This is a genomic window from Winogradskyella bathintestinalis, from assembly GCF_030407435.1.
GTDB classification, from domain to species: domain Bacteria; phylum Bacteroidota; class Bacteroidia; order Flavobacteriales; family Flavobacteriaceae; genus Winogradskyella; species Winogradskyella bathintestinalis.
This window is the reverse complement of sequence record NZ_JASDDK010000003.1, coordinates 371,895-395,611: the sequence shown is the minus strand read 5'-3', so window position 1 is coordinate 395,611 and position 23,717 is coordinate 371,895. Positions and strand designations below refer to the sequence as shown.

The following is a 23,717-nucleotide window of genomic DNA, read 5'->3' as shown; positions in this document are numbered from 1 at the left end:
TTACCTGAAGTCTTTGTTACTGTTGATTTTTTAGCTACAACATTTTTAGCAGGTGTTTTTTTGACCGCCTTTTTTGCTGTAGTTGTCTTTTTTGCTACCACATTCTTTGCTGGTGATTTCTTTACGGCATTCTTTTTTGGGGTTGCTTTTTTAGCGATAGATTTTTTAACTGATGTTTTCTTATCTGAAGCGGAGATGTTCATTTGGTCTTTAACAAAAGTACCCCATGTAAGGTTCATCTTTCCTTTTTCGTATTCTTTTGCTTTTACAATTGCCATATTAGCGGCATTTTCTACAATCCATTCAAAATTATCTTGTCCTACGGATTTAATATCTGCATCAGGAGCAGGATTACAAAAGTCAATCGCATAAGGCACACCATCTCTAACTGCAAATTCAACGGTATTAAAATCGTACCCTAAAGCTTTATTTAAATCGATACAATATTTCTCAACCAAATCTAAAATCTTACTGTCTACAGGCTCACCATCCAAGACATAACGTAAATGATGTGGGTTTCTAGGTTCATATTGCATAATGTGTACGTTGTCTGTACCTAAAACGTAGCATCTAAAATATTCTGTAAAGTTAATTTCTTCTTGTAGCATCATTACTAAGTTCTCAGTTTCCCCATGTTTTGCCCATAAATCGTCGGGATTTTCTACACGGTAAACACTTTTCCATCCACCTCCATCATGAGGTTTCATATATGCCGGAAAACCGATTGTATCGAACATTTTTTCCCAATCGAATGGAAATTTCATGTTTCTAAAAGATTTTTCATCTGTATCTGGTGGCCGTTGAGCTGAAGGTAAAATAAAAGTTTTAGGTACAGGTACACCAATAGATTGCGCTAATGCATTGTTAAAGAACTTTTCGTCTGCACTCCACCAAAATGGGTTATTAATAACGGCTGTTCCTGTAATTGCCGCATTTTTTAAATACGCTCTATAAAATGGCACGTCCTGAGAAATTCTGTCTATTATCACTGCATACTCGTCAGATTTTGCTTGTTCTACAGTATCTATCGAAACAGCTTCTGCCATCATTTCTTTAATACCTTGAGCTTTAATTTTTTCGTTAACTCTGTCAATAAATGCCCATGGAAATGTATCTTCTTGACCGAATAAAATGCCTATTTTTTTCATATTTAAAATGAATTTGTTGGATTAATTAATTTACTGTTATAGTTTGGATAAATAATGTGGAAACATTTCTCGCCATAAAGGCCAATCGTGCTTTGCCCACTTTCGCTCATCATACCAAAAAGGAATGTTTTTCTTTTCTAAAATACTAGCCATTCTTCGATTGGCATCTAAGCAGATGTCTTCTTCACCAACACCCAAAATAATTTTCATATTCCATAAGTCAGGATGGTTTGCATCTGGCATAAAATCAACGGGATTGTTAAAAAACACATTATCGTCGTAATGACCATCCACAAATGATTTAATATCAAAAGAACCACTCATACTAAACATGTGACTCACTTTTTCAGGATGTCTAAATGCAAAATTAGCAGCTTGGTAACCACCAAAACTTGGTCCTGCCATAGCCACTTTTTGCAACCCTTTTTCATCACAAATTTTATTAACAATTTCGTTCATAATAAACGTATCGTAGATTGCATGATTTTTTGCTCGTAGAGAAGGATGGATATGCTTATTGTACCAGCTTAATTCATTAATACCATCTGGGCAATAAATTTGAATAAGGCCTTCTTCTAAATACCATCTTGCAGATTCCACAAGTTTCATGTCTTTACATTCATTGTGCTTGCCCATTGTGGTAGGAAACAAAATAACAGGATATCCAGAATGACCAAATACAAGCATCTCTATATCTTTGCTCAGTGTTGGTGAGTACCATTTAAAATGTTCTTCCTTCAATTGTTTAGTTTTTAATAAGTTAAATAAAAAAAATAGTCGGCAAAAATACAATATTTACACCAATATTTTATGCAGTAGGTCTTGAAAACTAATAGATTAGTATGCCACTTAGAATAACCATTTTTAAATATCGTAATTAAAACTGAAAAGGCTTCATTAATATCAATTGTTTTTTTTGTTTTTTATTAATTCTTCCTTCATGTTAATTGAAAATTTCCAAATTGATATAATTTGATGACCACAATGAGATAACTTGTTTTTATTTAAAGAAAAACATGCTTAAATAAATCTTTAATATTTTCTTATTCAACTTTAAAAACCATTAATTTTGTAAAGGACTAAATACAATACAAATGAAATATCGTATAGAAAAGGATACTATGGGGGAGGTAGAAGTACCTGCCGATAAACTTTGGGGAGCACAAACAGAGCGCTCTCGTAATAACTTTAAAATTGGTTCTCCGGCATCTATGCCCTTAGAGGTGGTTTATGGATTTGCTTACTTAAAAAAGGCCGCTGCTTATACTAATTGTGAACTCGAAGTTTTATCAAAAGAAAAACGTGATCTGATTGCTAAGGTTTGTGATGAGATTTTGGAGGGTAAACATAATGATCAATTTCCATTAGTGATCTGGCAAACAGGTTCTGGTACACAAAGCAACATGAATGTTAATGAAGTAATCGCCAACCGAGCACATCAAATCGCTGGGAAAATTATTGGTGAAGACGAAAAAACGATTCAACCAAATGATGATGTTAATAAATCGCAATCTTCAAATGATACCTTTCCTACCGGAATGCATATTGCGGCTTACAAAAAGGTTGTAGAAACAACCATACCTGGAGTTATACAATTGCGCAACACTTTACATAAAAAATCACTCGAGTTTAAGGAAGTTGTAAAAATAGGACGAACTCATTTAATGGATGCGACTCCATTGACGTTAGGTCAGGAATTTTCGGGTTACGTCTCTCAATTAGATCATGGATTAAAGGCTTTAGAACATACTCTAGCACACTTAAGCGAATTGGCTTTAGGAGGCACTGCTGTAGGTACAGGTTTAAATACACCAGAAGGATATGATGTTTTGGTAGCAAAATACATTGCAGAATTTACGGATTTACCTTTCGTAACTGCTGAAAATAAATTTGAAGCTTTAGCTGCTCATGATGCCATTGTTGAAACTCATGGAGCATTAAAACAACTGGCCGTTTCGTTAAATAAAATTGCCAATGACATAAGAATGATGGCGTCAGGACCACGTTCTGGAATTGGAGAAATAATTATTCCTGCCAACGAACCAGGTAGCTCAATAATGCCAGGAAAAGTAAACCCTACGCAATGTGAAGCTTTAACTATGGTTTGTGCTCAGGTAATGGGTAACGATGTCGCAATTACTGTTGGTGGCACCCAAGGTCATTACGAGCTAAATGTTTTTAAGCCGATGATGGCAGCGAACATTCTCCAATCTGCACAATTAATAGGTGACGCCTGCGTAAGTTTTGAAGAACATTGTGCTAGCGGAATTGAACCAAACCATCAAGTGATTAAAGAGTTATTGAACAATTCTTTAATGTTAGTTACCGCATTAAACACTAAAATCGGTTATTATAAAGCGGCTGAGATTGCGAACACTGCACATAAAAATGGTACGACATTAAAAGAAGAAGCTGTAAACTTAGGTTATGTTTCTGCTGAAGATTATGATGAATGGGTAAAACCAGAACATATGGTAGGAAGCATAAAATAAAATGACAGGCACCTAAATATTTAGTATGAAGAAACTTTGATGATTATGAATGATTACCAATATTCATAAAAAAACAAGTATTTTGAAGTATGAAACGTCAAAAACGCTAGTAATTTTTTACTAGCGTTTTTTTTTATTCAAAAAATTAGCAATCTTTACAAAAACACCAATCCACATGTCCGTACTCATTTTAAATATAAAACAATTGCTTCAAGTTCATGATTCTAACGTTACTATTGTAAAAGGTGCGGACATGAAAGAACTACCAATTTTAGAAAACGCCTATATTTATATTGATCACGACACCATTATAGAATATGGTAAAATGGAAGATTATCAAACTATTGAAGCTGATACCATCATAGATGCTACGGGTAAAATAGTCTTACCTTCTTGGTGCGATTCGCATACTCATATAGTATATGCGGGAGACAGAACTTCTGAATTTGTAGATAGAATTAAAGGGGTATCCTATGCTGAAATTGCTAATAAAGGTGGTGGAATTTTAAATTCGGCTAAACTTCTTCAAAAAACCTCAGAAGAGATTTTATATAAGCAATCCTTAAAACGATTAGATGAAATAATTGCCATGGGAACTGGAGCTGTAGAAATAAAAACAGGTTATGGATTAACACTAGATGCCGAGTTAAAAATGCTAAGGGTCATTAAACGTCTTAAACGTGAAAGTCTGGCTATTATTACCCCAACATTACTGGCAGCTCATGCTATTCCATCGGAATTCAAAACTAAAAAACAAGACTATATTAAATATATTACAGAAGAATTAATTCCGAAAGCAGCCGAACTTCATATTGCGAATTATATTGACGTTTTCTGTGAAGAAGGTTATTTTGATATTAACGATACCGAAGCCATTTTAAAAGCTGGAAAAAATTACAATTTAAAACCTAAAATTCATGTTAACCAGTTTAATATTTTAGGAGGAATTGCGCTAGGAGTAAAATACAACGCACTTTCCGTGGATCATTTAGAAGAATTAAACGAAGACGATATTGTAGCATTAAAAGATAGTGAGACTATCCCTGTGGCGCTTCCTGGCTGTTCTTATTTTTTAAGCATTCCTTATACAAAGGCACGCCAACTTATTGATGCAGGCTTACCATTAGCCATTGCAACTGATTACAATCCAGGTTCTTCACCTAGCGGAAATATGAATTTTATAGTTAGTGCCGCTTGTGTGAAACTAAAAATGACTCCCGAAGAAGCCATAAATGCGGCTACCATAAATGGTGCTTATGCCATGGGAATTAGTAATATGTACGGTAGTATTACACGAGGTAAAAAAGCCAACCTCATTATAACGAAGCCCATGGATCATTATAGTGAAATCCCTTATGCTTATGCTCATAACCCTGTTGAGCAGGTGATAATAAATGGTCAACTTTTATAAAAAAAATCCAGAAGATATCTTCTGGATTTTATATTATAATTTTAGTGTTTTATTCTTATTTCAACTCAAATTCTGAAGAAGATATTATTGCTTTATCATTAAAGACATTCACCTTGTAACGGCCTTTTTCGAATTTTGCATCTTCTAATTCGCTAATATATTCGCAAATATTTAAGTTTCTGTTTTCATAATTAAAACGGCTAATTAAGCTGTAGTTTAAGACTTGATCTTCAAATTCTATTTGATCATTCGTTCCTAAAACATTATTTAATGGATCTATAATTTGTACATACAATTCTTTATCACCTGCTTCGGTCAGCGTATTTTTGGCTACGGTAAAGCATATTTTAAGTTTATCACTTCTACTTGCACGCTCTGTTGGAATTTGTTTTCCGCTTCGTCTTTCTATAACTCCCATCCCAATTAAACCTACAGTTTGTAGTGCTGCCGCATCTTTTACTACAGAAGTTAATTCAGTATTTTGAACTAAAAGAGAATCTGTAAACATAGTGCGCTCAGCCAATTGAACATTAGTACTATCTAACGACGTTGCTAAATACTGGTTTTCTACTTTAAGACGGTCATTTTCCGTTAATAAAATGTCCATTTCTTCTTGCAAAGCCAAATACTTCTTTTTGTACCTCCACAAACTGCCAACACTATTTTGAGATACTTTGAGAGAATCCATTAACCCTTGAATACGTTCACGAGCTTCAATAATATCTTGATTCTTAACTTCACTCTCCGCAATCGCTTCGTCATAATCTTGAGCCATATTATTCAGATCATTCATTACTTGTTGCTTTTCGCTAACTAATAATTTTTCATTTTCTTGCTTTTCGCTGTAAAGTTTAGAGGTGTAAAAAGCTGTACCTAAGAATAATACTAATAATATGCCTAAGCCTACTTTTAATCCTGTGCTTGATGATTGAGAACCTTCCATAAATTGTTTGGTTTTAAGTATTGTTAATTGTTATTTTAAAAATGTTTATTTGAGGTTAAAATAATTAAATAAAACTGTACTTTTATTCTAAAATTAAATTTTTAGACCAAATGCATGATCTTACTTTGTTTACTGAAAATAACAGACAACAGCTTTTAAAGAAACGTAAAGGTGAATCAAAGTTTGGAGAACATGTTCAGATAGTATCTAACCTCAATGTTATATACGATGATATCCTTAATTTAGACGTTGACTATGTGTTATTTGGCATAAAAGAGGATATCGGTATTTATGGAAACTACGGACACACAGGTGCTTATAATTCATGGGACGCCGCTTTAAAAACTTTGTTAAATGTACAGAGTAATACTTTTACGAAAGCGAAACGTGTTTTAATTTTAGGTCATTTAGATTATAAGGATCAACGTGAGGCTTTACTAGAACTCGATATATCAAAAAAGAAAAAACTCTCTAAGATCCGAAATTTTGTGGCTTCAATAGATAAAGATGTTACTCATATTGTGTCTTCAATTGTTGCAGCGGGAAAGATTCCAATTATTATTGGGGGTGGCCACAACAATGCTTACGGAAATATTAAAGGTTGTGCCTTGGCTCATAACGAAAGAATTAATGTCGTAAATTTTGATGCGCATTCCGATTTCAGAGCTGAAGAAGGCAGACATAGTGGTAATGGTTTTAGTTATGCTTATGCTGAAGGATTTATGAAAAATTATTTCATCTTCGGACTTCATGAAAATTATACTTCTGATACTCTTTTTAAAACGCTAAAAAAAGTAAAATCTATTAAATATAATACCTATGAAGCATTAGAAGTTAGACATGAAATCGATTTTAAGTCGGAAATGAAATCGGCCTTGAATCATGTCTCTTCTAAGAAATTTGGTATTGAAATTGACTGTGATGCTATTGAAAACATACCTAGTAGCGCCATGACGCCAAGTGGATTTAGCGTAAAACAAGTTAGACAATTTACGAATTATTTCGGACAGCATAAAAATGCCACTTACTTACATATTTGTGAGGCTGCACCGCAAGAACATACAACAACAAATGTTGGAAAATTGATTACCTATATAATTACTGATTTCATAAGAGCCAATGGAAATTAAAATTATTGAATTCAATAAAAAACATGCGCAAAATTTTTACGATTTAAATATTGAGTGGTTAAAAACTCATTTTTATGTTGAAACTATTGATGAAGTGGTTTTAAGCCATCCTGAGGAGTACATAATCGATAAAGGAGGTTCTATATTTTTTGCCATTAAAGAGGATAAGGTGGTTGGTACGGTAGCTTTAATGCCAACTAAAACCTCAGGGATTTTAGAACTTACTAAAATGGCTGTTTTACCTGAAGAACGTGGTCAACATATTGGTCAACAGTTATTACAACATTGCATTGATTTTAGCAGAGCTAAAAAGTTGAAAGGCCTTCTACTCTATTCTAACACTAAATTAGAAAATGCGATTTATTTATATCGCAAGTATGGGTTTTTGGAATTGGAACTTGAGAAAGATAATCCTTACGAACGTGCTGATATAAAGATGTTACTGAATTTTTAATGTAATATAGAAGATACAACAGCTATCATAAGAATATATACACGAGTAAAACCAGAAAGCTCTATTATTGAATTTTTAGAATTTCATCTGAGGTTATTGTTCTCTTACACGCTTTAAAGAATCTAACTCACGTTGTAAGGCTTCAATCTTATCTGTATTATTATCAATTTTAGGAATTGCTATAATAGATTCCATTTGTTGTTCCAAAATATCTTCATCTTTTGGCGCTTCTTTAAAGTAATAACCAATCCCCTCACTAGATCGCCAAGCTTCATTGAGCTGATTGTAAACTGTCTCATCCCAAGTGCTTGGGTGTTTAACGTCTATCCAAATAACATCTCTATATTCGCTATCTATTAAAACTAAATCTGGTGTTGCAGAGCCATCAAACTGTTTTGCGTCTGTTGAACTTATAGAAGATATTGTGCCTAAGAAGAACATACGTTTTCTACCAGCAATGTCTTTTATGTAAGGTCTAAATTCTACGGGCGTACTAGCATTCCAATCGTATTCTTTTCGAGACTCCTTTACTTTCAATGGCATAGCCGAAACGCCTGCATAGCCTTGCTTTTTAGTCGCATGATCGTAATAATACAATTTGTCACTACCATCTGCAGGAATAAATACACTATAACTTAAGCTAGTACGTTCATTACCAACAGGCTCTAATCCAAACCAATGATATAAGCCACTATAAGCATCAGAATTACTCCCAGCAAAGTCAAAATCGGTAACATAAGGTTGTTGATTTTGATCCTTTGGCATTAATGGAATTTTGACTGCAGTTTCCATATTCCAAGGCAACGGATCACTAAAACCTCCTAAAAACTTTAGAGATTCTGCTTGTAATTGCGAAACCACTTCCGCCAAGGTATTTTGTTTATTTAAAAATGGATAGTTTTTAATTTCATCCGGACTCACAAAAGTTCCCTTACCAATCGTTATACGTTCTAAATAATCATTAAAATCGTGTTCACCACTATCTATAATCATCACGCCGCCAAAACTTGGGTAAGGAAAAAAGAAACCTTTCCACTTAATTAAACTCACCACTTCAACCCAATTATTCTCGTCGTTTTTCATGTAAAACGTGTCGCTGGGTTCATAATTAAAAAGCATCCAAGGATTAAAACGTTGTACAACGGCATTGTACGTGTTTCTGCTGAATTTTAGGGATTCGCCTATTGAAAAAGTGACATCGATACGGTTTTCATTTGAAAATCTAGGAAATGGTGACGTACTGCTTACCGAAAACACTTCTTCTGTATTGTCACTAATACGTTGCATAACGTACTTCTCACTAGGTTGAATAGCCATAGTCCACTTATTCTCCGTGCCTATCCGTACTAAATGAGGTAAGGACACATCTTTAGTTTCGCCAACACTTTCGTTAGCCATGGAAAACACATTTCTTAGTGGCTGAATTCGTTCGTTTTGAGTTAATGGTAATTCATTTATTTCAACTTTATTTAGATCGTTAAAAACATTATAGGTTTTCATATAGTCGTACATTTTATAATGCCAGCCAACAACATATAAAATTCCGAAAAATACAATGAGCAATGCTAAAATTACCAACCGACCACTAACATTTACAGATTTTCTGAATTTACGCAAACCGAAAAATAGAACCAGTAAACTGGTAATGATTACGAATATGTATTTACGTAGAAATAATAAAACAGGTTGATAATCGTCCCTGAAAAAAAACAATAGCACTAATAACAACAAGGATACTAAAATTGTAATCCGTTTTTGTTTACTCCCTTTGTTCCAATAATTTTTTATCATGTCTCCCATATTCCAGCAAAAGCAGGAATCTCGTTATTTTATTATTATTTTTTAGTTGGATTACCTTAAAGATTTCCGCTTTCGCAGTAAAGTATTACATCAACCCCTTATCTTTTAGACGATCTCTAGCGCTTTTCTCATTCATTTTGCTTTCTGGCGTATTTTCAATTTCTTTTTTGGCCTCCTCTACTGCTTTATTATCTTTATTTTTTAAATCTTCAAAAAAGTCTTTTCCTTTTTCCACAACATCATCAAATTTATCTTCTAACGATTCACTTTGTTCTTCAATAACATCTGACGAGGTTATTATAAACGCGGCAATATAAGTTCCTAATAAAGTTCCAACAGCAAATGAAGCAAAAGCAGAAACACCATTATAACTACTAAACACAGCGATTGGTGTTAAAAATTCAACAATTAAAGCCGCGACTAAAACCAAGGTTACTACAAATAATATACGTGGCAATAGTGATTGTTTGTAAACAAAACCTTTGGGATTGTTAGCACTCATTTGTAATTCTTTGCTATTAACGACCTTATTTAAAAAACGATAAGCTCCATTACCGTTAGATTCTCTCCAATAGAGAAAAATTCCAAATAAAATGGCTGATATGAATATTACTAATTCTATTCCCATGAGGTTAAAAAGTTAGAAGTTGGAAGCACGAAGCATGAAGTTCTGCGCTTATAACTTAAATTAATATTTTCTTTGCGCCTTGGCATCTTTACGTGCAAAAAAGGCACTCTACTAAATTAGTCTAAAAAACTCAAATATTGTTACGAATCCGTGCAATTACCCAGTCCTTAAAGGAATCCTCCCAAGTCTCATAATTCTTGTAAAACTGTTCTTTGTCATACCAATACAAAAATAAGACGTCCTTTGGTGCAATATTGATCAGTAACTTATGGATTAAATCGCGATGTTCAGCCGACAACGATGAATGTGGTTGATGCAAAGCAAAATATAAGGATTGATCGACCATATCTTCAACTTTATAAGCATTACTGCGTTCTAATTTTTCCAAATATAATTCAACACCCATAATTTGTTTACGCGCATTAATTTCAATTTTATTTAAATAACTCTTAAACAACACTTTATTATCTAATATATCAACGATAGCATGTTCGGTTTCATTTAAAAACTGTGCGAGTTCGTATTTCTTAATTCTGTCATAATTTGGGGTCGTTATCATATATTCCAAGTCACACTCTATTATAATGTAATCTTTTAATTTATCGACCAATTCAGGTTGTTCTATATGATAAATTAACACATCATGAATAGTGTCTTTTATAGCTTCTTTATAATGTGCTTTACTTTCAAATATTACAATCGGTTTAATAAAATCACGCAACAAATACACTCCATCAAAAGCTCTAGTAAAAAACGAACTTGTTGAAAAATACAGAGGATGTAATCTTAAATCCCGATGTCTCAAATCACCATAAGTTTTGGCAGAATCCAATAATTGCTGATGAATATTTTCATCTATAAAATTATTATCAGTATTAAACTTATCGACAAGTTTTAGTTGATCTTTCTGTATGCGTTCAAGATGATCTATGAGTCTGAATGTAATATTAACTTTATCATATTTTAATACATCTAAAGGCTCATAGTACACATCAATATTCTGGTCGAAATCGATACATATAGCCGAGTCTCTTGTGATATCATTAATTTTTTGACCATGCGTTCTAAATATATGTTGCATCATTTCCTTATCGAACGAATGAAAAGGTAGATACACCGGTTTTCCTTTTTGCAACGGAGTAATGATGATACCATGCGGATTTGCATCTCCATGATTGAGATAATGCATGTCTTTCCGTTCCTCGGCCACCTCTGGACTCCAGCCAATACCATCGATAAAAAACGACGTGAGCTTGGTCTCAGTAAAACCCAACGTTCTTAAGCATTTATTGTATCGCTCTACTAGTTTGCCACTGATGGGAATAAGTTCACTTCTGTATAGATTTGCTTGTTTTAGTTTTTGCATATTTATTTCTCACTAAAGTGGGAATCTCATAGTTTACACTTAGTTTCGCTGAGTTACACAGCGATTCGAAGTATTGCTATTATTTATTATTTAACACATTATTTATTTGAAAATATTGTAATAACATAATCGTTTTTGCATCAACAATTTCCTGATTATTTATCATTTTTAATGTTTCTGAAAATTTCAGTTCTAAAACGTCTATTTCTTCATTTTCACTTTCTAATCCACCACCATTTGTAATTTTCATGTGGTCATTATATTCGGCAATGAATAAAAACATTTTTTCTGTTAATGCACCAGGAGACGTGTAGGCGGTTAGTACTTGTTTTGCATCGTTTAATTTATAACCCACTTCTTCTTCAGTTTCTCTAATAATAGTTTCTAATGCACTATCGTTGTTATCTATGGCCCCTGCGCAGACCTCAATAGACATGCCTTCTTCACTGTTTACATTATATATTGGCATTCGGAATTGTTTGGTTAAAATCACCGTTCCTTTTTCAGCATTATATAATAGAATAGCGGCTCCATTCCCTCGGTTATAACATTCTCTTGACAAGCGTCGCCATTCGCCGTTCTCAAATTTATAATCGTAATCAATTCTCTTTAATGTTGCCCATTCGTTTGAAAGGATGGTTTCTGTTATGTTTTTTAATTCTGACACTGATTTTTTTTATTTTTCACAGATTAATTCTAAAATTTACAATTGGACACCGTCAATCATTCTCCCCAAATTGCGCTCTCGCCTCATTCTCAATATTCATTTGATTGATCCTTGCATCCACTTTTCGTTTAAAATCGGTATCTGCAATGGTGGCTACGTTATCTAAATATCTTATCACTTCTTGTCGTCTAATATCTGAAAAGTTCAAGCCTTTCATATTCGCTTTCATTAATTCTTGAAGCATGTTGAATTTGGTATCATAATCCCTATTGAAATATTTCTCAGGATTTTCAAACCAATCAATTTCAAGATCGAAATCCGTTAAACGCAATGAAATGGCCGATTGAATATTTCTAACATCTCTAGATGAGAAAAATGGAAATATCTTTTGAATTTCCTTATATAAGGCAGCATAAAACATGTGATCATTGTTTTGATGCAATTTTTCAACTTTATCAAAAGTATCATGCACACGTTCTTCCGTTGGCTGATCAATAGCATTTAAAATTTCGCCCATACTATTGGCCAAACCTTGATCAGACAGATATTTATAAACCTCAGGATCATTCATGTTTACAAATTCTGGCATCGTCTCCTTTAACTTCTTCCACCAAATGTAATCTTGATCTACAAAATCGTGCTCTGTACGTGCACCATCGATTTTAAACCGACCTTGCACTCTAGAAATCACCGCCTTATCCAACATTTCGGGTAAATTGGTAAAAAGCCCGATGGAACTATTGCCATAATTAACCGCATAAGCACCTTCCGTATATCTTAAAAAGACACCAATCACTTCTTTTACACCAGCGGAAACACCTTGTGCCGTCCGTTCTTGTAAATTATTCTCAGCATCATCGATTGGTGCAAAGATCAGTTTGCTAGGATCTTGCAATGGCTTCATCCATTCTACCATTTTTTCTGCCGACCCCCCCTGAAATGTGCTAATCAAGGTATCAGGCATTGGATGAAAGAGGAACGGAATATCTAAATTATCGGAATGTTCTTTTAATCTGGTTGCAATAGCAGCAATAAGCATACTTTTTCCTGTTCCCGGAATTCCGTAACCCATAAATACTGGCATAAAACCACCTAATTCTTGAAAGGGATTTTTTTGAGTTTCAAAATCGTAACTCAACAAACGCTCAGTTAATCGCCGTGCAAAATGTTTCGCATCTCGGTTTCCTACTATTTGTTCGAATTGAATTTTATTGAACTCAACACTCTTTGCTGTCCCCTGAAACACATTTTCCCAACCCGATACAGCAAAGTCACTATTTTCTAATTTGTAAGTTCTATCTGAAATAGTTTCTGTGTATTCTAAACTACTTTTTCTTAGTTGAATTTCATCTATTAAGGCTTCAAAATAAACCACCGTAAAATCAATGACATCCTTATCGGATTTAATGATTTCCGGATGTCCCAAATACTTATCGTAATAAAACATTTGACAAGAAATGCCTTTTAACGGTGTAAGAAATGACACTTCAGGAATACCTGCAAATTTCTGTTTCATAACCGCCAAATCGTCCGAAGCATAAGGCTTTAAATCGTGTAAAACTTTATATGCCGTGGCGAACAACATAAAAGCAGTTGCTGTGTGCATTTTACTTTCATACTCGCGTTTGCCAGCACTATTTAATGCCGATTTATTTTCACTTAAGCTTGATAAACCTGAGGCGTCGTAGAAGGAGTCCTTTATCCAGATGCCAAGGGTTAAACTTTCTTGAACAGCATATAATGTTTGGTTTAAATAAATAGGAAGCGCAACTGATTCTGGCAACAAACGCTTTTTTAACGCCAAAATGGTTTTTGAAACCGAAGTGACATTGACGTTACTCCCATTATTCGCTCTCGATAAATACAAAAGAATAGATTCATCTTTTATATCATTATCTTTGTTTTTGGCACGTTGACTTTGCTCCCATTGTATGGATTTAAGATACGATGTAGCTTCGTCGCGAAGCATGTTTAGTTCGTTTTTTTTTATTGGAAAGGTTGAATTGTGTTCCATTATTTTTAGTCTTAAGTCTCCGTCTTAGAAAACCGTTATTTATCTTCTTTTAATCTCGAAACTCATTTTATGTGTAATTATATTATTATTTATCGTAATGTATTGGAAATAGAAATTGCGACTTTAAACTTTTTATTTCACATTTAATTCTGAAATCTGAATTGGTGCTTGAGCCAAACCATTCATAACCTCAGGGGTTTTATTATATAACAATTGTATGATTCTATGAGGTGCAAAGAGATAGCGTTGTCTAAAAACCGTATTCCACCTTTGAAAGATTTGCTTACTAAAAAAGCTACCTTCTTTAAATTCGCTTCCAGATTTTAATTCGTCTATTTTAAATGAAATTGCAAATGATTCCAACGGAATTTCCTTATTTGCGATACTCTGTAAAATGGCATGAGTAATTTTGTTTTCGTCTTTAGCAAATATATTATGCAATGGCCCTAAATCTACTCGTCTTATTCTTTTCGGAAATACTTTTGGTAAACGCTTGTCGATCGCGTAAGCCATGGTATCTAAATTCATGTCGCGATCGGCTGTATTTTTAAGTACAGTGTAAATTTCATCTTTATAATCTTGTATATTTTTACCATCGCAATTAAAGTACATATAACAAATGTACGGTCTATTGTGCGACACATCATAGAAACTCCAACTCACTAAAAACGCTTCTTCTGAACCTTCTGGTGCTGTGATTATTTTGCCTTGCACAAAGCGGTTGAAAATATATTCTTTCTTCGCAGAGGTATAATATACGATGGATGATGCCTGAAAGAGTTTACGTTTAGAAATCGGTTCTTTCTTTCGCAATAAGGAATCTAAAAACTCTTCTTTTAAAACATCGATACTGGTTAGTTTGCCTAAATAGTCCTTACGTAATTCTAAATCGTTGAATAAATATCTAAATTCTAAGTAATTTGGAAAGCCCGAATCGGTTAAATCTACTTTCATGTTTTCCTCGTCATCATACATATATTTTATACGCATGGCTTCAATAGAATAAAGTAATAAATCGCTGTATTGCTTAAATAACAACACTTCTTGTTGGCTTAAAATTTTATTATGTTGAACGGCAACTATAAGTTCCTTTAATATGAAATCTATCATTTTATGATAGAACACATATTGCTCTTTGGAATCTAATATTGCGGAATCTAAGGGTGTAACTATCATTTTGGTTGGTAGTTGGCAGTATTCAGTTTGCAGTGGGCCTCTAATATTTGAAAGGCAGTATTAAAAAAATTTATTAAATATTATTGCCGTTGGTCTTAGTATTCAATTCGTATTTAATACCAACTGAATACTAAAACTACATTTTATCCTAAAAGGTCATCACTCGCTTCTGGATTTGGATCACCAGCTGGATTGCTACTTCCACCATCAGATGGTGCGTTTGGATCTGCTTTATAATATTCATCAAAAATTTCTTTCATGTCAATACCATAGCGATCCGCAAAATTTTTCTGGATTGCTGCATCTTTAGTTCTAATTTCCCCTAAAGCTTCGGCATAACTTCCATAAACTCCCTGCATTACTTTTTCATGAACCGGAATATTATCCATCATTTCTTGACGAGCTTTAGCACTGGCGGTATGCATTGCTGCTAGAGTTTCACCAATATGCTCATCAGTTTTAACACCTAAATGTTCTAAGATTGCGGCAAATTCTTGGTCAGTTCTGGCTTTTAAAGCCACCACATAACCATCATAATATTTAAGACGCTCGTCGGTATCTGATTTTAATTTTGCACGATGCGTTTGTAAATTACTACGTAACGATGTCAATACTTTAATTGTAAGATTATGCTTATGGACGAAACTGTCTTTTGAAGCAGCCAAAGTGGTATACGCATTTTTAAGACCTTCTAGCTCCTCTACTTTTTGCTCTAACGTGGTGACTTTAGCTAATGCATCTGAATATTCAGTTGATTGTTTATCCGCCACTTCTTCTAACGCTTGACGTGCTTGTTTTAGAAGTGCATATTGTTCTTCGAGTTTATCTTCTATTTCTTTTTTCTTTTGAAGTGCTTTTGTATGATTATTAGAAGCTTCTACAATAGCTGTTTTTAGACTTTCTTCAACTTCTTTAATTTCAATTTCCCTGTCTTTTAGACGTTTTATTGCAGCTTGACTTTTAAAAGATAACTCATTTAACAAAGTCTGTATATCAGCAGTTTCAATACGTTGTTGAAACATTGCCTTTGCTTTATTATCTGATGCATCACGTTCTCTCTGCGCATTTTCAAGTTCTTGTTCGGCTTTTTTAATTTTACTTTTACGTCCCCAAAGATTATTCCACCAAGTATCTGGTTTATTTTTTGCGTCTTCTAATTCTACTTTAGCACGTTCTAAACGCTTTACAGCATCGTCAATAACTTTTTGTTCTTTGGCGTTTAACGCCGAAAAACCTTCGAACATTATACCAACTTCGTCTTGATAATCGGTTAAATCCTTAATAGCATCTAAAAGCGTCGTTCTATCTTTTTCCGCCATATCCACCACATTATCTAATGTTGCGTTAAGTATTTTCTGACGACTTTCTGGATCATCTTCTTGCGCCAATTTAGACTTCATTTGGTCTATGGCTTTTCCCCAATTAACATCTACTTTTTCAGTTTTATCGTTGGAGTTCGTTTCTAATAAATCAAAATCATCAGACATATTTTAGTTATGGTATTAAGTTGAACAATTTTAGGATAACAATTTCGGTAAATTTTTAAGACTTTAAAAACTTTACTTCTAAAATATAGGTAGGTAAAAAGTTTAAATTGTTACACTTCTTTAAATATAAAAGATAATCGATGGGTATTATGAAGTCAGAATTAAAATAATTTAAAAATTCTATAATAGAAATTTTTACTTAAAATTAAAGGGTGAAAATGATTTGTTTTTTTTTCGCACAAAACGATAGAATGTTGAATTTTTTCCCAAAAACATTGTGGATTACCGAAGTAATCAATCATTTAATCGGTATAATTGTTAATTAAATTGTGTAAATATTTTACAATTAAGTATTTAACATTGAGAATTTTTCTATCTTAGCCATATAGAACCCATTTCTAAACTATGTATTATGTTTAACAACCTGTTTTCTATATCTTTAATAGTCTCGACTACTCATCTCACCATGATTTTAATTGTGGTAGCAACTATATTTCTAGTTTTTATTTTAATTGCTATAATTAAGATGTATAAGCTGAAAGCAGAAAATAAAAAATTAATGCAAACCAATGCTTATAAAGATTATGAGGAATCTAGAAAAAATGAACCGAGTGGACATCTCTATGGAGACCATTAAATGCTTGAAATGTCTTATTTATTATTAATCCCGTTTTTTATATTTTTCATCATATACATCATTTATAGTAAATCTGATCTATATGCTCATGAACACGACACAACTCTTAAAGAAGAATTGGATAATTTTGATACTAATTTTAGAACGTTAGACAACTTAGAGGTACAAAATAAATATTACATGAAAGCGGATCATGTTTATAATAAATAAAAAGAGCCAACATAATGTCAGCTCTTTTTTGTAAAATCTGAATGGGCTCTATTATCGCACCAACTTTTTATATTTAATTCGCTTAGGCATCAAATCTCCACCCAAACGTTTCTTCTTATTTTCTTCATATTCACTAAATCCTCCTTCAAAGAAATACACTTGCGAGTTCCCTTCAAAAGCTAAAATATGGGTACAGATTCTATCTAAGAACCATCTATCGTGACTAATAACAACGGCGCAACCAGCAAAATTTTCTAAACCTTCTTCTAGAGCGCGTAACGTATTGACATCTAAATCATTAGTAGGCTCATCTAAAAGTAACACATTACCTTCCTCTTTAAGTGTCATTGCTAAATGCAAACGGTTTCTCTCACCACCCGAAAGTAATTTCACTTTTTTATTTTGTTCACCACCCGAAAAATTAAATCGACTTAAGTAGGCTCTAGAATTTACTTCTTTACCTCCCATCATTACTAACTCTTGTTCGTCGCTAAAGTTTTGCCATATAGTTTTCTCAGGATCTATATTAGAGTGCTTTTGATCAACATATGCGATTTTCGCTGTTTCACCAACCTTAAATTCTCCTTTATCTGGCGTTTCCTCTCCCATTATCATTCTAAAAATAGTAGTTTTACCAGCACCATTTGGGCCAATAACTCCAACAATGCCTGCCTGAGGAAGATTGAAATTTAAGTCATCATATAATAATTTATCTTCATACCCTTTAGCAACACCATTAGCTTCAATTACATTGGTTCCTAATCGCGGCCCGTTTGGGATATATATTTCTAACTTCTCGTCAAGTTGTTTTTGATCTTGACTCATTAATTTATCATAATTCTTTAAACGAGCTTTCTGTTTGGTCTGTCTTCCTTTAGATCCTTGACGAACCCAGTCTAGCTCTCGTTCTAAGGTTTTCTGTCTTTTAGAAGCTGTTTTGCTTTCCTGAGCCATTCGTTTAGACTTCTGATCTAACCAAGATGAATAATTACCTTTCCAAGGAATCCCTTCGCCTCTATCGAGTTCTAAAATCCAGCCCGCAACATTATCTAAGAAATATCTATCGTGTGTTACAGCAATAACAGTTCCTTTATATTGTGCTAAATGATGCTCTAACCAATGTACAGATTCTGCATCTAAGTGGTTGGTAGGCTCATCCAATAATAATACATCTGGTTCTTGTAATAACAAACGACACAATGCTACTCGGCGACGTTCACCACCAGAGAGTACACCAATTTTTTTACTGCCTTCTGGCGTGCGCAGTGCATCCATTGCAATTTCTAGCTTGGTATCTAACTCCCATGCCCCGGCAGCATCTATCTGATCTTGAAGCTCAGCCTGACGGTTCATTAGCTTTTCCATTTTATCTGGATTGCTATACACTTCTTCTAAGCCAAATTGATCATTAATACTATTATATTCATCGAGAATAGCAACGGTTTCAGCGGCACCTTCACGCACCACTTCCATTACAGTTTTCTCATCATCTAATTGAGGCTCTTGTTCTAAATAACCTACGGTATAACCAGGTTGAAAGACAACATCACCTTGATAGTTTTTATCTACACCCGCAATAATCTTAAGCAAAGTAGATTTTCCCGACCCATTAAGTCCGAGGATTCCAATTTTTGCGCCGTAGAAGAAACTTAGATATATATTTTTTAACACAGGAGTATTTGCTCCAGAAAAGGTCTTTGTTAGACCAGACATTGCGAAAATTACTTTTTTATCGTCACTCATTGCTTTTTGTTCTTAATTGTAGTTTGTTACGTCATTATCATTAATCCCATCAATGCTTGGTATTTTGATGCGAACCTTTGTCTCACTCCTTCTTGAGTTTTGAATGCTACCATTTATAAAACTCAAATTTTTAATTTAAAAAATCATTTATTTCAATTTTAATAAGTCCTCCATTACTAAGGTTTTAAACTCGTCCTTTTAGTGCATTAAAAACCCATGCAATACAGAAAAAACCACCGCCTACAGCAGCAAATCCCCAACCGGCGACATCATCGTATCTAAAGGCGCCTAGAGCAATTAATCCGCATCCCACAAAAATCATTATCCATGTGGCCCAAGACAGTACTGTATTTTTATTCATTGCCATATTCGTAAACTTTTAATTTTTAGTTGAACTACAAATATCGTATTTTAAATAAAAAAAACATCACTAATTGTAATGCTTCTCTTATAATTTTATCATAGGAACTTCAATAAACAGTAATTCACTTTGAGTTATAGCTGAAAATTTGAAATTATCTGTTTTAAAAATTCCAATAGCATCTTTGGTTTCAAAATTTTCCTTATCTAAAACGATTTCTCCAGAAATGAGCATCATATATACGCCATGATTGTCACTTTTTAAGGTATATGTTATGGTCTTTCCCTCTGATAAATCTAATCTAGAAATTTTTGCATCTTGATGAATTTTCAAACTTTTTTCTTCAATATCGTCGAAAGAAGTGACTAACGTTTGAAATTTATTTTTACGATCTTCAGCATGAAACATTTTTTGAGCATAGCGTGGCTCAACATTCTGTTTCTGTGGAATGATCCAAATTTGAAATAAACTCAAAGATTCGGTATTTGATCCATTAATTTCAGAGTGTTGAACTCCTGTACCTGCCGACATTACTTGTACTTCACCAGGGTTTACAGATTGCCAATCGTTATTCATGTTATCACGATGTTTTAGAACTCCTTTTAATGGAATAGTAATAATTTCCATATTTTCGTGAGGATGTGTTCCGAAACCCATCTTAGGTGCAATTATATCATCATTTAGAACACGTAGCGCTCCAAAATTAATTCGCTCTAAGTTATTCCAACTCGCAAAACTAAAGGAATGACGGGCTTTTAACCAGCCATGGTCGGCAAACCCTCTGCTGTTTGATTTATGTATTATCTTTTTCATATAATATTTAATGTCGTTAATATTGTGAATATTAAAGTATGTATCTTAAAACCTATGACTTAAAATCTTTATTTCTTAACTCTTGGTTATTAAAATAGAAAATAAGCTGATGGGTAAGACTCGTGAATTTGAATGTACTTGCTATCGCATTTTATCTAATAGATTACTTAATTGTTCAGCCTCACTTTCCGTTAAATTTTGAAGTAAATCTTTATTTAAATGTTTAGGAATTGACTCCAATAATGCAAGCCCTTGCTTTGTAATTGTAATTTTCACTACACGCCTGTCTTGTTCAGACGATAAACGTTCAATATAGTTCTTGGCAGAAAGTTTATCCATTAAACGGGTTGCATTAGGAGAGCGCTCTAACATTCTATCTTTTATCGTTTGAACTTTAATGGGCTCGCCTGCCCCTTTTAAAATTCTTAATATGTTATATTGTTGTGGCGAAATACCATAAGGTTTAAAAAATTCGTTTTGAGCACTTGTTATCCAATTGGCGGTGTATATAATATTCAATAACGCCTTTACACGGTTATTCTCAAAAACTGAATTAATATCTTTCTCTAAGTTTCCCATTATTGCCAAATTATATCAATATTTTTTAAAAAATTAGGCAATCACATCGTTGTATTTATCTGCCTTGTCTAATACTTTTTTGGCATATGGACAACTTGCTGTAATTTTTACTTCTTTTTTCCTAGCAAAATTAACGGTAGCTTCCACTAATTTTTCGCCAAGATCTTGACCTCGGTATTTTTCGTGTATCTCGGTATGATTAATATCTATAATATGATCTTTCATATAGGCATACGTAATTTCGCCTACTTCCATATCCTTATCAACCAAATAAAATCTATTTCTAGTTGTAGTTTCTTCATGCTTTAATTCCATAATTATATACTGTTTTTAAATTGTTCTACTTCCTTTAATAATTGATCATTTAGTTCTGTATTAGTAATCATTCCATCGGAAAAATTAGCATCGAATGATGGAAATGAAAATTGACCAACAATATTGGCATCGTGTCTAGGAAAACGATCTAATGCCATTTGTAAGACTGACTGCCCTCCTCTTGCTCCAGGGGAAGTTGCCATTAGCAACATAGGTTTCCCCAACCAGTTTTTCTGTTCTGCTCTAGATAACCAATCGAATAAATTTTTAAACACGGCGGAGTATGCTCCATTATTTTCTGCTAAAGAAAGTACAATACCATCACCTTTTTTTAATATTTCTAAAAATCGCGTTGCATTTTTTGGAATACCCTCTTCTGTTTCTAAATCTTTACTATAGATAGGTAAATTGAAATTATTTAAATCTAAAATTGTCGCTGTTACATTATCTATTAATGAAGCTGCATATGTGGCTAACTTTTTATTAATAGAATCCGAACTATTACTACCAGCAAATACTATTATTTGTTTCATACTTTGTTTTTTTTCTATTATAAATTTACAATAAATTCAATTATATTCCAAGGAATATAATTCCATGTATTGTATTTTAACAAAATATTCACTTTCGCAACTTCGTTTCGTTTTGTAAATTCGTGCAAATAAATTATAAGTTATAACCTTAAAAGATCCCCATTTTTGTGGGCAACTCATATGGATATTAAATTCAACCAAAACGAAGATCACAATAAGCTATTGGTCTCTGATCTTAAAAAGCGATTCGCACAAGTAAAATTAGGCGGTGGCGAAAAAAGCATTGAAAAACATCACAGTAAAGGTAAAATGACGGCTCGCGAGCGGATTAATTATCTTCTCGATCCTAAAGCTAAATCTATTGAAATTGGTGCTTTTGCTGGTGAAGGTATGTACGAACAATATGGTGGCTGTCCTTCTGGTGGTGTGGTTGTAAAAATGGGTTATGTTAAAGGTAAACAATGTGTTGTTGTTGCCAATGATGCCACCGTAAAAGCAGGAGCGTGGTTTCCTATTACAGGCAAAAAGAATTTACGTGCCCAAGAAATTGCCATAGAAAATCGATTACCAATTATCTATTTGGTAGATAGTGCTGGTGTATTTTTACCGATGCAAGATGAAATCTTCCCTGATAAAGAACATTTCGGTCGCATTTTTCGGAATAATGCCGTAATGAGTAGCATGGGAATTACCCAAATTGCCGCTGTAATGGGTAGCTGTGTCGCTGGAGGCGCCTATTTACCAATAATGAGTGATGAAGCTTTGATTGTTGATAAAACAGGAAGTATTTTCTTAGCTGGAAGTTATTTAGTTAAAGCAGCCATTGGAGAATCTATTGATAATGAAACCTTAGGCGGAGCTACCACACATTGTGAAATATCGGGTGTTACTGATTATAAAGCTAAAGATGACAAAGATGCTCTCGATAAAATAAGATCTATTGTTGATAAAATTGGTGATTTTGAAAAAGCGGGATTTAACAGAGCTGAATCAAAGAAACCAAAAGAAAACCCAGATGATATCTACGGACTACTACCAAAAAGTAGAGCGGATCAATATGATATGAAAGACATCATAAAGCGTTTAGTAGACAACTCAGAATTTGAGGAGTACAAAGAGGATTATGGTAAAACTATTATCACAGCTTATGCTAGAATTGAAGGATGGGCTGTTGGTATTGTTGCTAATCAACGAAAATTAGTAAAAACCAAAAAAGGTGAAATGCAATTTGGCGGGGTAATTTATAACGATTCTGCAGATAAAGCTACACGGTTCATTGCTAATTGTAACCAGAAGAAAATTCCGTTAGTGTTTCTACAAGATGTTACAGGCTTTATGGTTGGAAGTAAATCAGAGCACTCTGGCATTATTAAGGATGGTGCCAAAATGGTGAACGCGGTGAGCAATTCCGTGGTGCCTAAATTCACTATTGTTTTAGGAAATAGTTATGGTGCCGGAAATTATGCCATGTGTGGAAAGGCGTACGATCCTAGATTAATTGCAGCATGGCCAAGTGCTGAATTGGCTGTAATGAGTGGAAACTCGGCCGCAAAAGTATTACTTCAAATAGAAACAGCTTCACTGAAAAAGAAAGGTGAAACAATTACTAAAGAAAAAGAAGAAGAACTATTTAATAAAATAAAATCGAGGTACGACGATCAAGTATCTCCATATTATGCAGCTTCCCGAATTTGGACCGATGCTGTTATTGATCCTTTAGATACAAGAACGTGGATATCTATGGGTATTGAAGCGGCCAACCACGCACCTATCGAAAAACCTTTTAATATGGGAGTATTGCAAGTTTAAA

22 protein-coding genes and 1 pseudogene are annotated in these 23,717 nt (G+C 33.7%); 7 read left to right on the top strand and 16 right to left on the bottom strand.

Annotated elements, in window-relative coordinates; genetic code table 11:
* Positions 1–200: 200 nt before the first annotated feature.
* Positions 201–1,148 (bottom strand): annotated as a pseudogene (locus tag QMA06_RS11205) (ATP-grasp domain-containing protein); the annotation flags it as partial.
* Between the two features lie 36 nt (positions 1,149–1,184).
* A complete protein-coding gene (locus QMA06_RS11200; RefSeq protein WP_290206940.1) occupies positions 1,185–1,889 on the bottom strand; it encodes an esterase family protein in 705 nt (234 codons plus the stop codon).
* A gap of 353 nt (positions 1,890–2,242) precedes the next feature.
* Here QMA06_RS11200 and fumC point away from each other — a divergent pair, with 353 nt between their 5' ends.
* Positions 2,243–3,640, top strand: coding sequence for a class II fumarate hydratase (gene fumC / locus QMA06_RS11195; RefSeq protein WP_290206939.1), 1,398 nt, complete (start codon positions 2,243–2,245; stop codon positions 3,638–3,640).
* A gap of 175 nt (positions 3,641–3,815) precedes the next feature.
* On the top strand, positions 3,816–5,051 hold the full coding sequence (gene hutI / locus QMA06_RS11190) for an imidazolonepropionase (protein ID WP_290206938.1): 1,236 nt from the start codon (positions 3,816–3,818) through the stop codon (positions 5,049–5,051).
* A 55-nt stretch (positions 5,052–5,106) separates the two neighbouring features.
* On the opposite strand, the gene QMA06_RS11185 is transcribed toward hutI, so the two are convergent.
* Entirely contained in the window at positions 5,107–5,994 is an 888-nt protein-coding gene (locus QMA06_RS11185) for a chromosome partitioning protein ParA (protein ID WP_290206937.1), read from the bottom strand.
* Positions 5,995–6,104: 110 nt separating this feature from the next.
* Here QMA06_RS11185 and QMA06_RS11180 point away from each other — a divergent pair, with 110 nt between their 5' ends.
* Positions 6,105–7,124, top strand: a complete 1,020-nt coding sequence (locus tag QMA06_RS11180) for a formimidoylglutamase (protein WP_290206936.1) — start codon at positions 6,105–6,107, stop codon at positions 7,122–7,124.
* Complete coding sequence (locus tag QMA06_RS11175) at positions 7,114–7,578, top strand: GNAT family N-acetyltransferase (protein WP_290206935.1); 465 nt, start codon at positions 7,114–7,116, stop codon at positions 7,576–7,578. The genes QMA06_RS11180 and QMA06_RS11175 overlap by 11 nt, the downstream gene beginning before the upstream one ends.
* A gap of 93 nt (positions 7,579–7,671) precedes the next feature.
* Here QMA06_RS11175 and QMA06_RS11170 read toward each other — a convergent pair whose 3' ends face one another.
* The 7 genes from QMA06_RS11170 to QMA06_RS11140 all read right to left on the bottom strand — a co-directional run bounded on the left by QMA06_RS11170 (position 7,672) and on the right by QMA06_RS11140 (position 16,716).
* Positions 7,672–9,369, bottom strand: coding sequence for a hypothetical protein (locus QMA06_RS11170; protein WP_290206934.1), 1,698 nt, complete (start codon positions 9,367–9,369; stop codon positions 7,672–7,674).
* 94 nt (positions 9,370–9,463) lie between these two features.
* A complete protein-coding gene (locus QMA06_RS11165) occupies positions 9,464–10,006 on the bottom strand; it encodes a hypothetical protein (RefSeq protein ID WP_290206933.1) in 543 nt (180 codons plus the stop codon).
* Positions 10,007–10,136: 130 nt separating this feature from the next.
* A complete protein-coding gene (locus QMA06_RS11160; RefSeq protein WP_290206932.1) occupies positions 10,137–11,372 on the bottom strand; it encodes a DUF6638 family protein in 1,236 nt (411 codons plus the stop codon).
* Positions 11,373–11,451: 79 nt separating this feature from the next.
* Positions 11,452–12,039: an NUDIX domain-containing protein gene (locus QMA06_RS11155; protein WP_290206931.1), complete on the bottom strand. Its 588-nt coding sequence runs from the start codon at positions 12,037–12,039 to the stop codon at positions 11,452–11,454.
* 52 nt (positions 12,040–12,091) lie between these two features.
* Positions 12,092–14,053, bottom strand: a complete 1,962-nt coding sequence (locus QMA06_RS11150; RefSeq protein ID WP_290206930.1) for an AAA family ATPase — start codon at positions 14,051–14,053, stop codon at positions 12,092–12,094.
* A 132-nt stretch (positions 14,054–14,185) separates the two neighbouring features.
* Complete coding sequence (locus tag QMA06_RS11145; RefSeq protein WP_290206929.1) at positions 14,186–15,229, bottom strand: hypothetical protein; 1,044 nt, start codon at positions 15,227–15,229, stop codon at positions 14,186–14,188.
* 143 nt (positions 15,230–15,372) lie between these two features.
* Positions 15,373–16,716, bottom strand: coding sequence for a coiled-coil domain-containing protein (locus tag QMA06_RS11140; protein WP_290206928.1), 1,344 nt, complete (start codon positions 16,714–16,716; stop codon positions 15,373–15,375).
* Positions 16,717–17,128: 412 nt separating this feature from the next.
* On the opposite strand from QMA06_RS11140, the gene QMA06_RS11135 reads away from it, so the two are divergent.
* Both QMA06_RS11135 and QMA06_RS11130 read left to right on the top strand, forming a co-directional pair.
* Positions 17,129–17,353: a hypothetical protein gene (locus tag QMA06_RS11135; RefSeq protein ID WP_290206927.1), complete on the top strand. Its 225-nt coding sequence runs from the start codon at positions 17,129–17,131 to the stop codon at positions 17,351–17,353.
* 9 nt (positions 17,354–17,362) lie between these two features.
* A complete protein-coding gene (locus tag QMA06_RS11130; protein ID WP_290206926.1) occupies positions 17,363–17,563 on the top strand; it encodes a hypothetical protein in 201 nt (66 codons plus the stop codon).
* Between the two features lie 51 nt (positions 17,564–17,614).
* On the opposite strand, the gene ettA is transcribed toward QMA06_RS11130, so the two are convergent.
* From ettA to QMA06_RS11100, 6 genes are all read right to left on the bottom strand, one after another.
* A complete protein-coding gene (ettA, locus tag QMA06_RS11125; protein ID WP_290206925.1) occupies positions 17,615–19,306 on the bottom strand; it encodes an energy-dependent translational throttle protein EttA in 1,692 nt (563 codons plus the stop codon).
* 184 nt (positions 19,307–19,490) lie between these two features.
* Positions 19,491–19,673 (bottom strand): CAL67264 family membrane protein, encoded by a 183-nt coding sequence (locus tag QMA06_RS11120; RefSeq protein WP_173301102.1) that lies wholly within the window; start codon positions 19,671–19,673, stop codon positions 19,491–19,493.
* Between the two features lie 81 nt (positions 19,674–19,754).
* Positions 19,755–20,480 carry a pirin family protein gene (locus QMA06_RS11115; RefSeq protein WP_290206924.1) on the bottom strand — a complete coding sequence of 242 codons (726 nt, stop codon included), beginning with the start codon at positions 20,478–20,480 and terminating at the stop codon, positions 19,755–19,757.
* Positions 20,481–20,621: 141 nt separating this feature from the next.
* The gene (locus QMA06_RS11110) at positions 20,622–21,059 is read right to left on the bottom strand and encodes a MarR family winged helix-turn-helix transcriptional regulator (protein WP_290206923.1); all 438 of its coding nucleotides are present in this window, start codon (positions 21,057–21,059) and stop codon (positions 20,622–20,624) included.
* A 33-nt stretch (positions 21,060–21,092) separates the two neighbouring features.
* Entirely contained in the window at positions 21,093–21,374 is a 282-nt protein-coding gene (locus QMA06_RS11105) for a GNAT family N-acetyltransferase (protein WP_290206922.1), read from the bottom strand.
* 2 nt (positions 21,375–21,376) lie between these two features.
* Positions 21,377–21,907: an NADPH-dependent FMN reductase gene (locus QMA06_RS11100; protein WP_290206921.1), complete on the bottom strand. Its 531-nt coding sequence runs from the start codon at positions 21,905–21,907 to the stop codon at positions 21,377–21,379.
* Positions 21,908–22,087: 180 nt separating this feature from the next.
* Here QMA06_RS11100 and QMA06_RS11095 point away from each other — a divergent pair, with 180 nt between their 5' ends.
* Positions 22,088–23,716, top strand: coding sequence for an acyl-CoA carboxylase subunit beta (locus tag QMA06_RS11095; protein WP_290206920.1), 1,629 nt, complete (start codon positions 22,088–22,090; stop codon positions 23,714–23,716).
* Position 23,717: the final 1 nt, after the last annotated feature.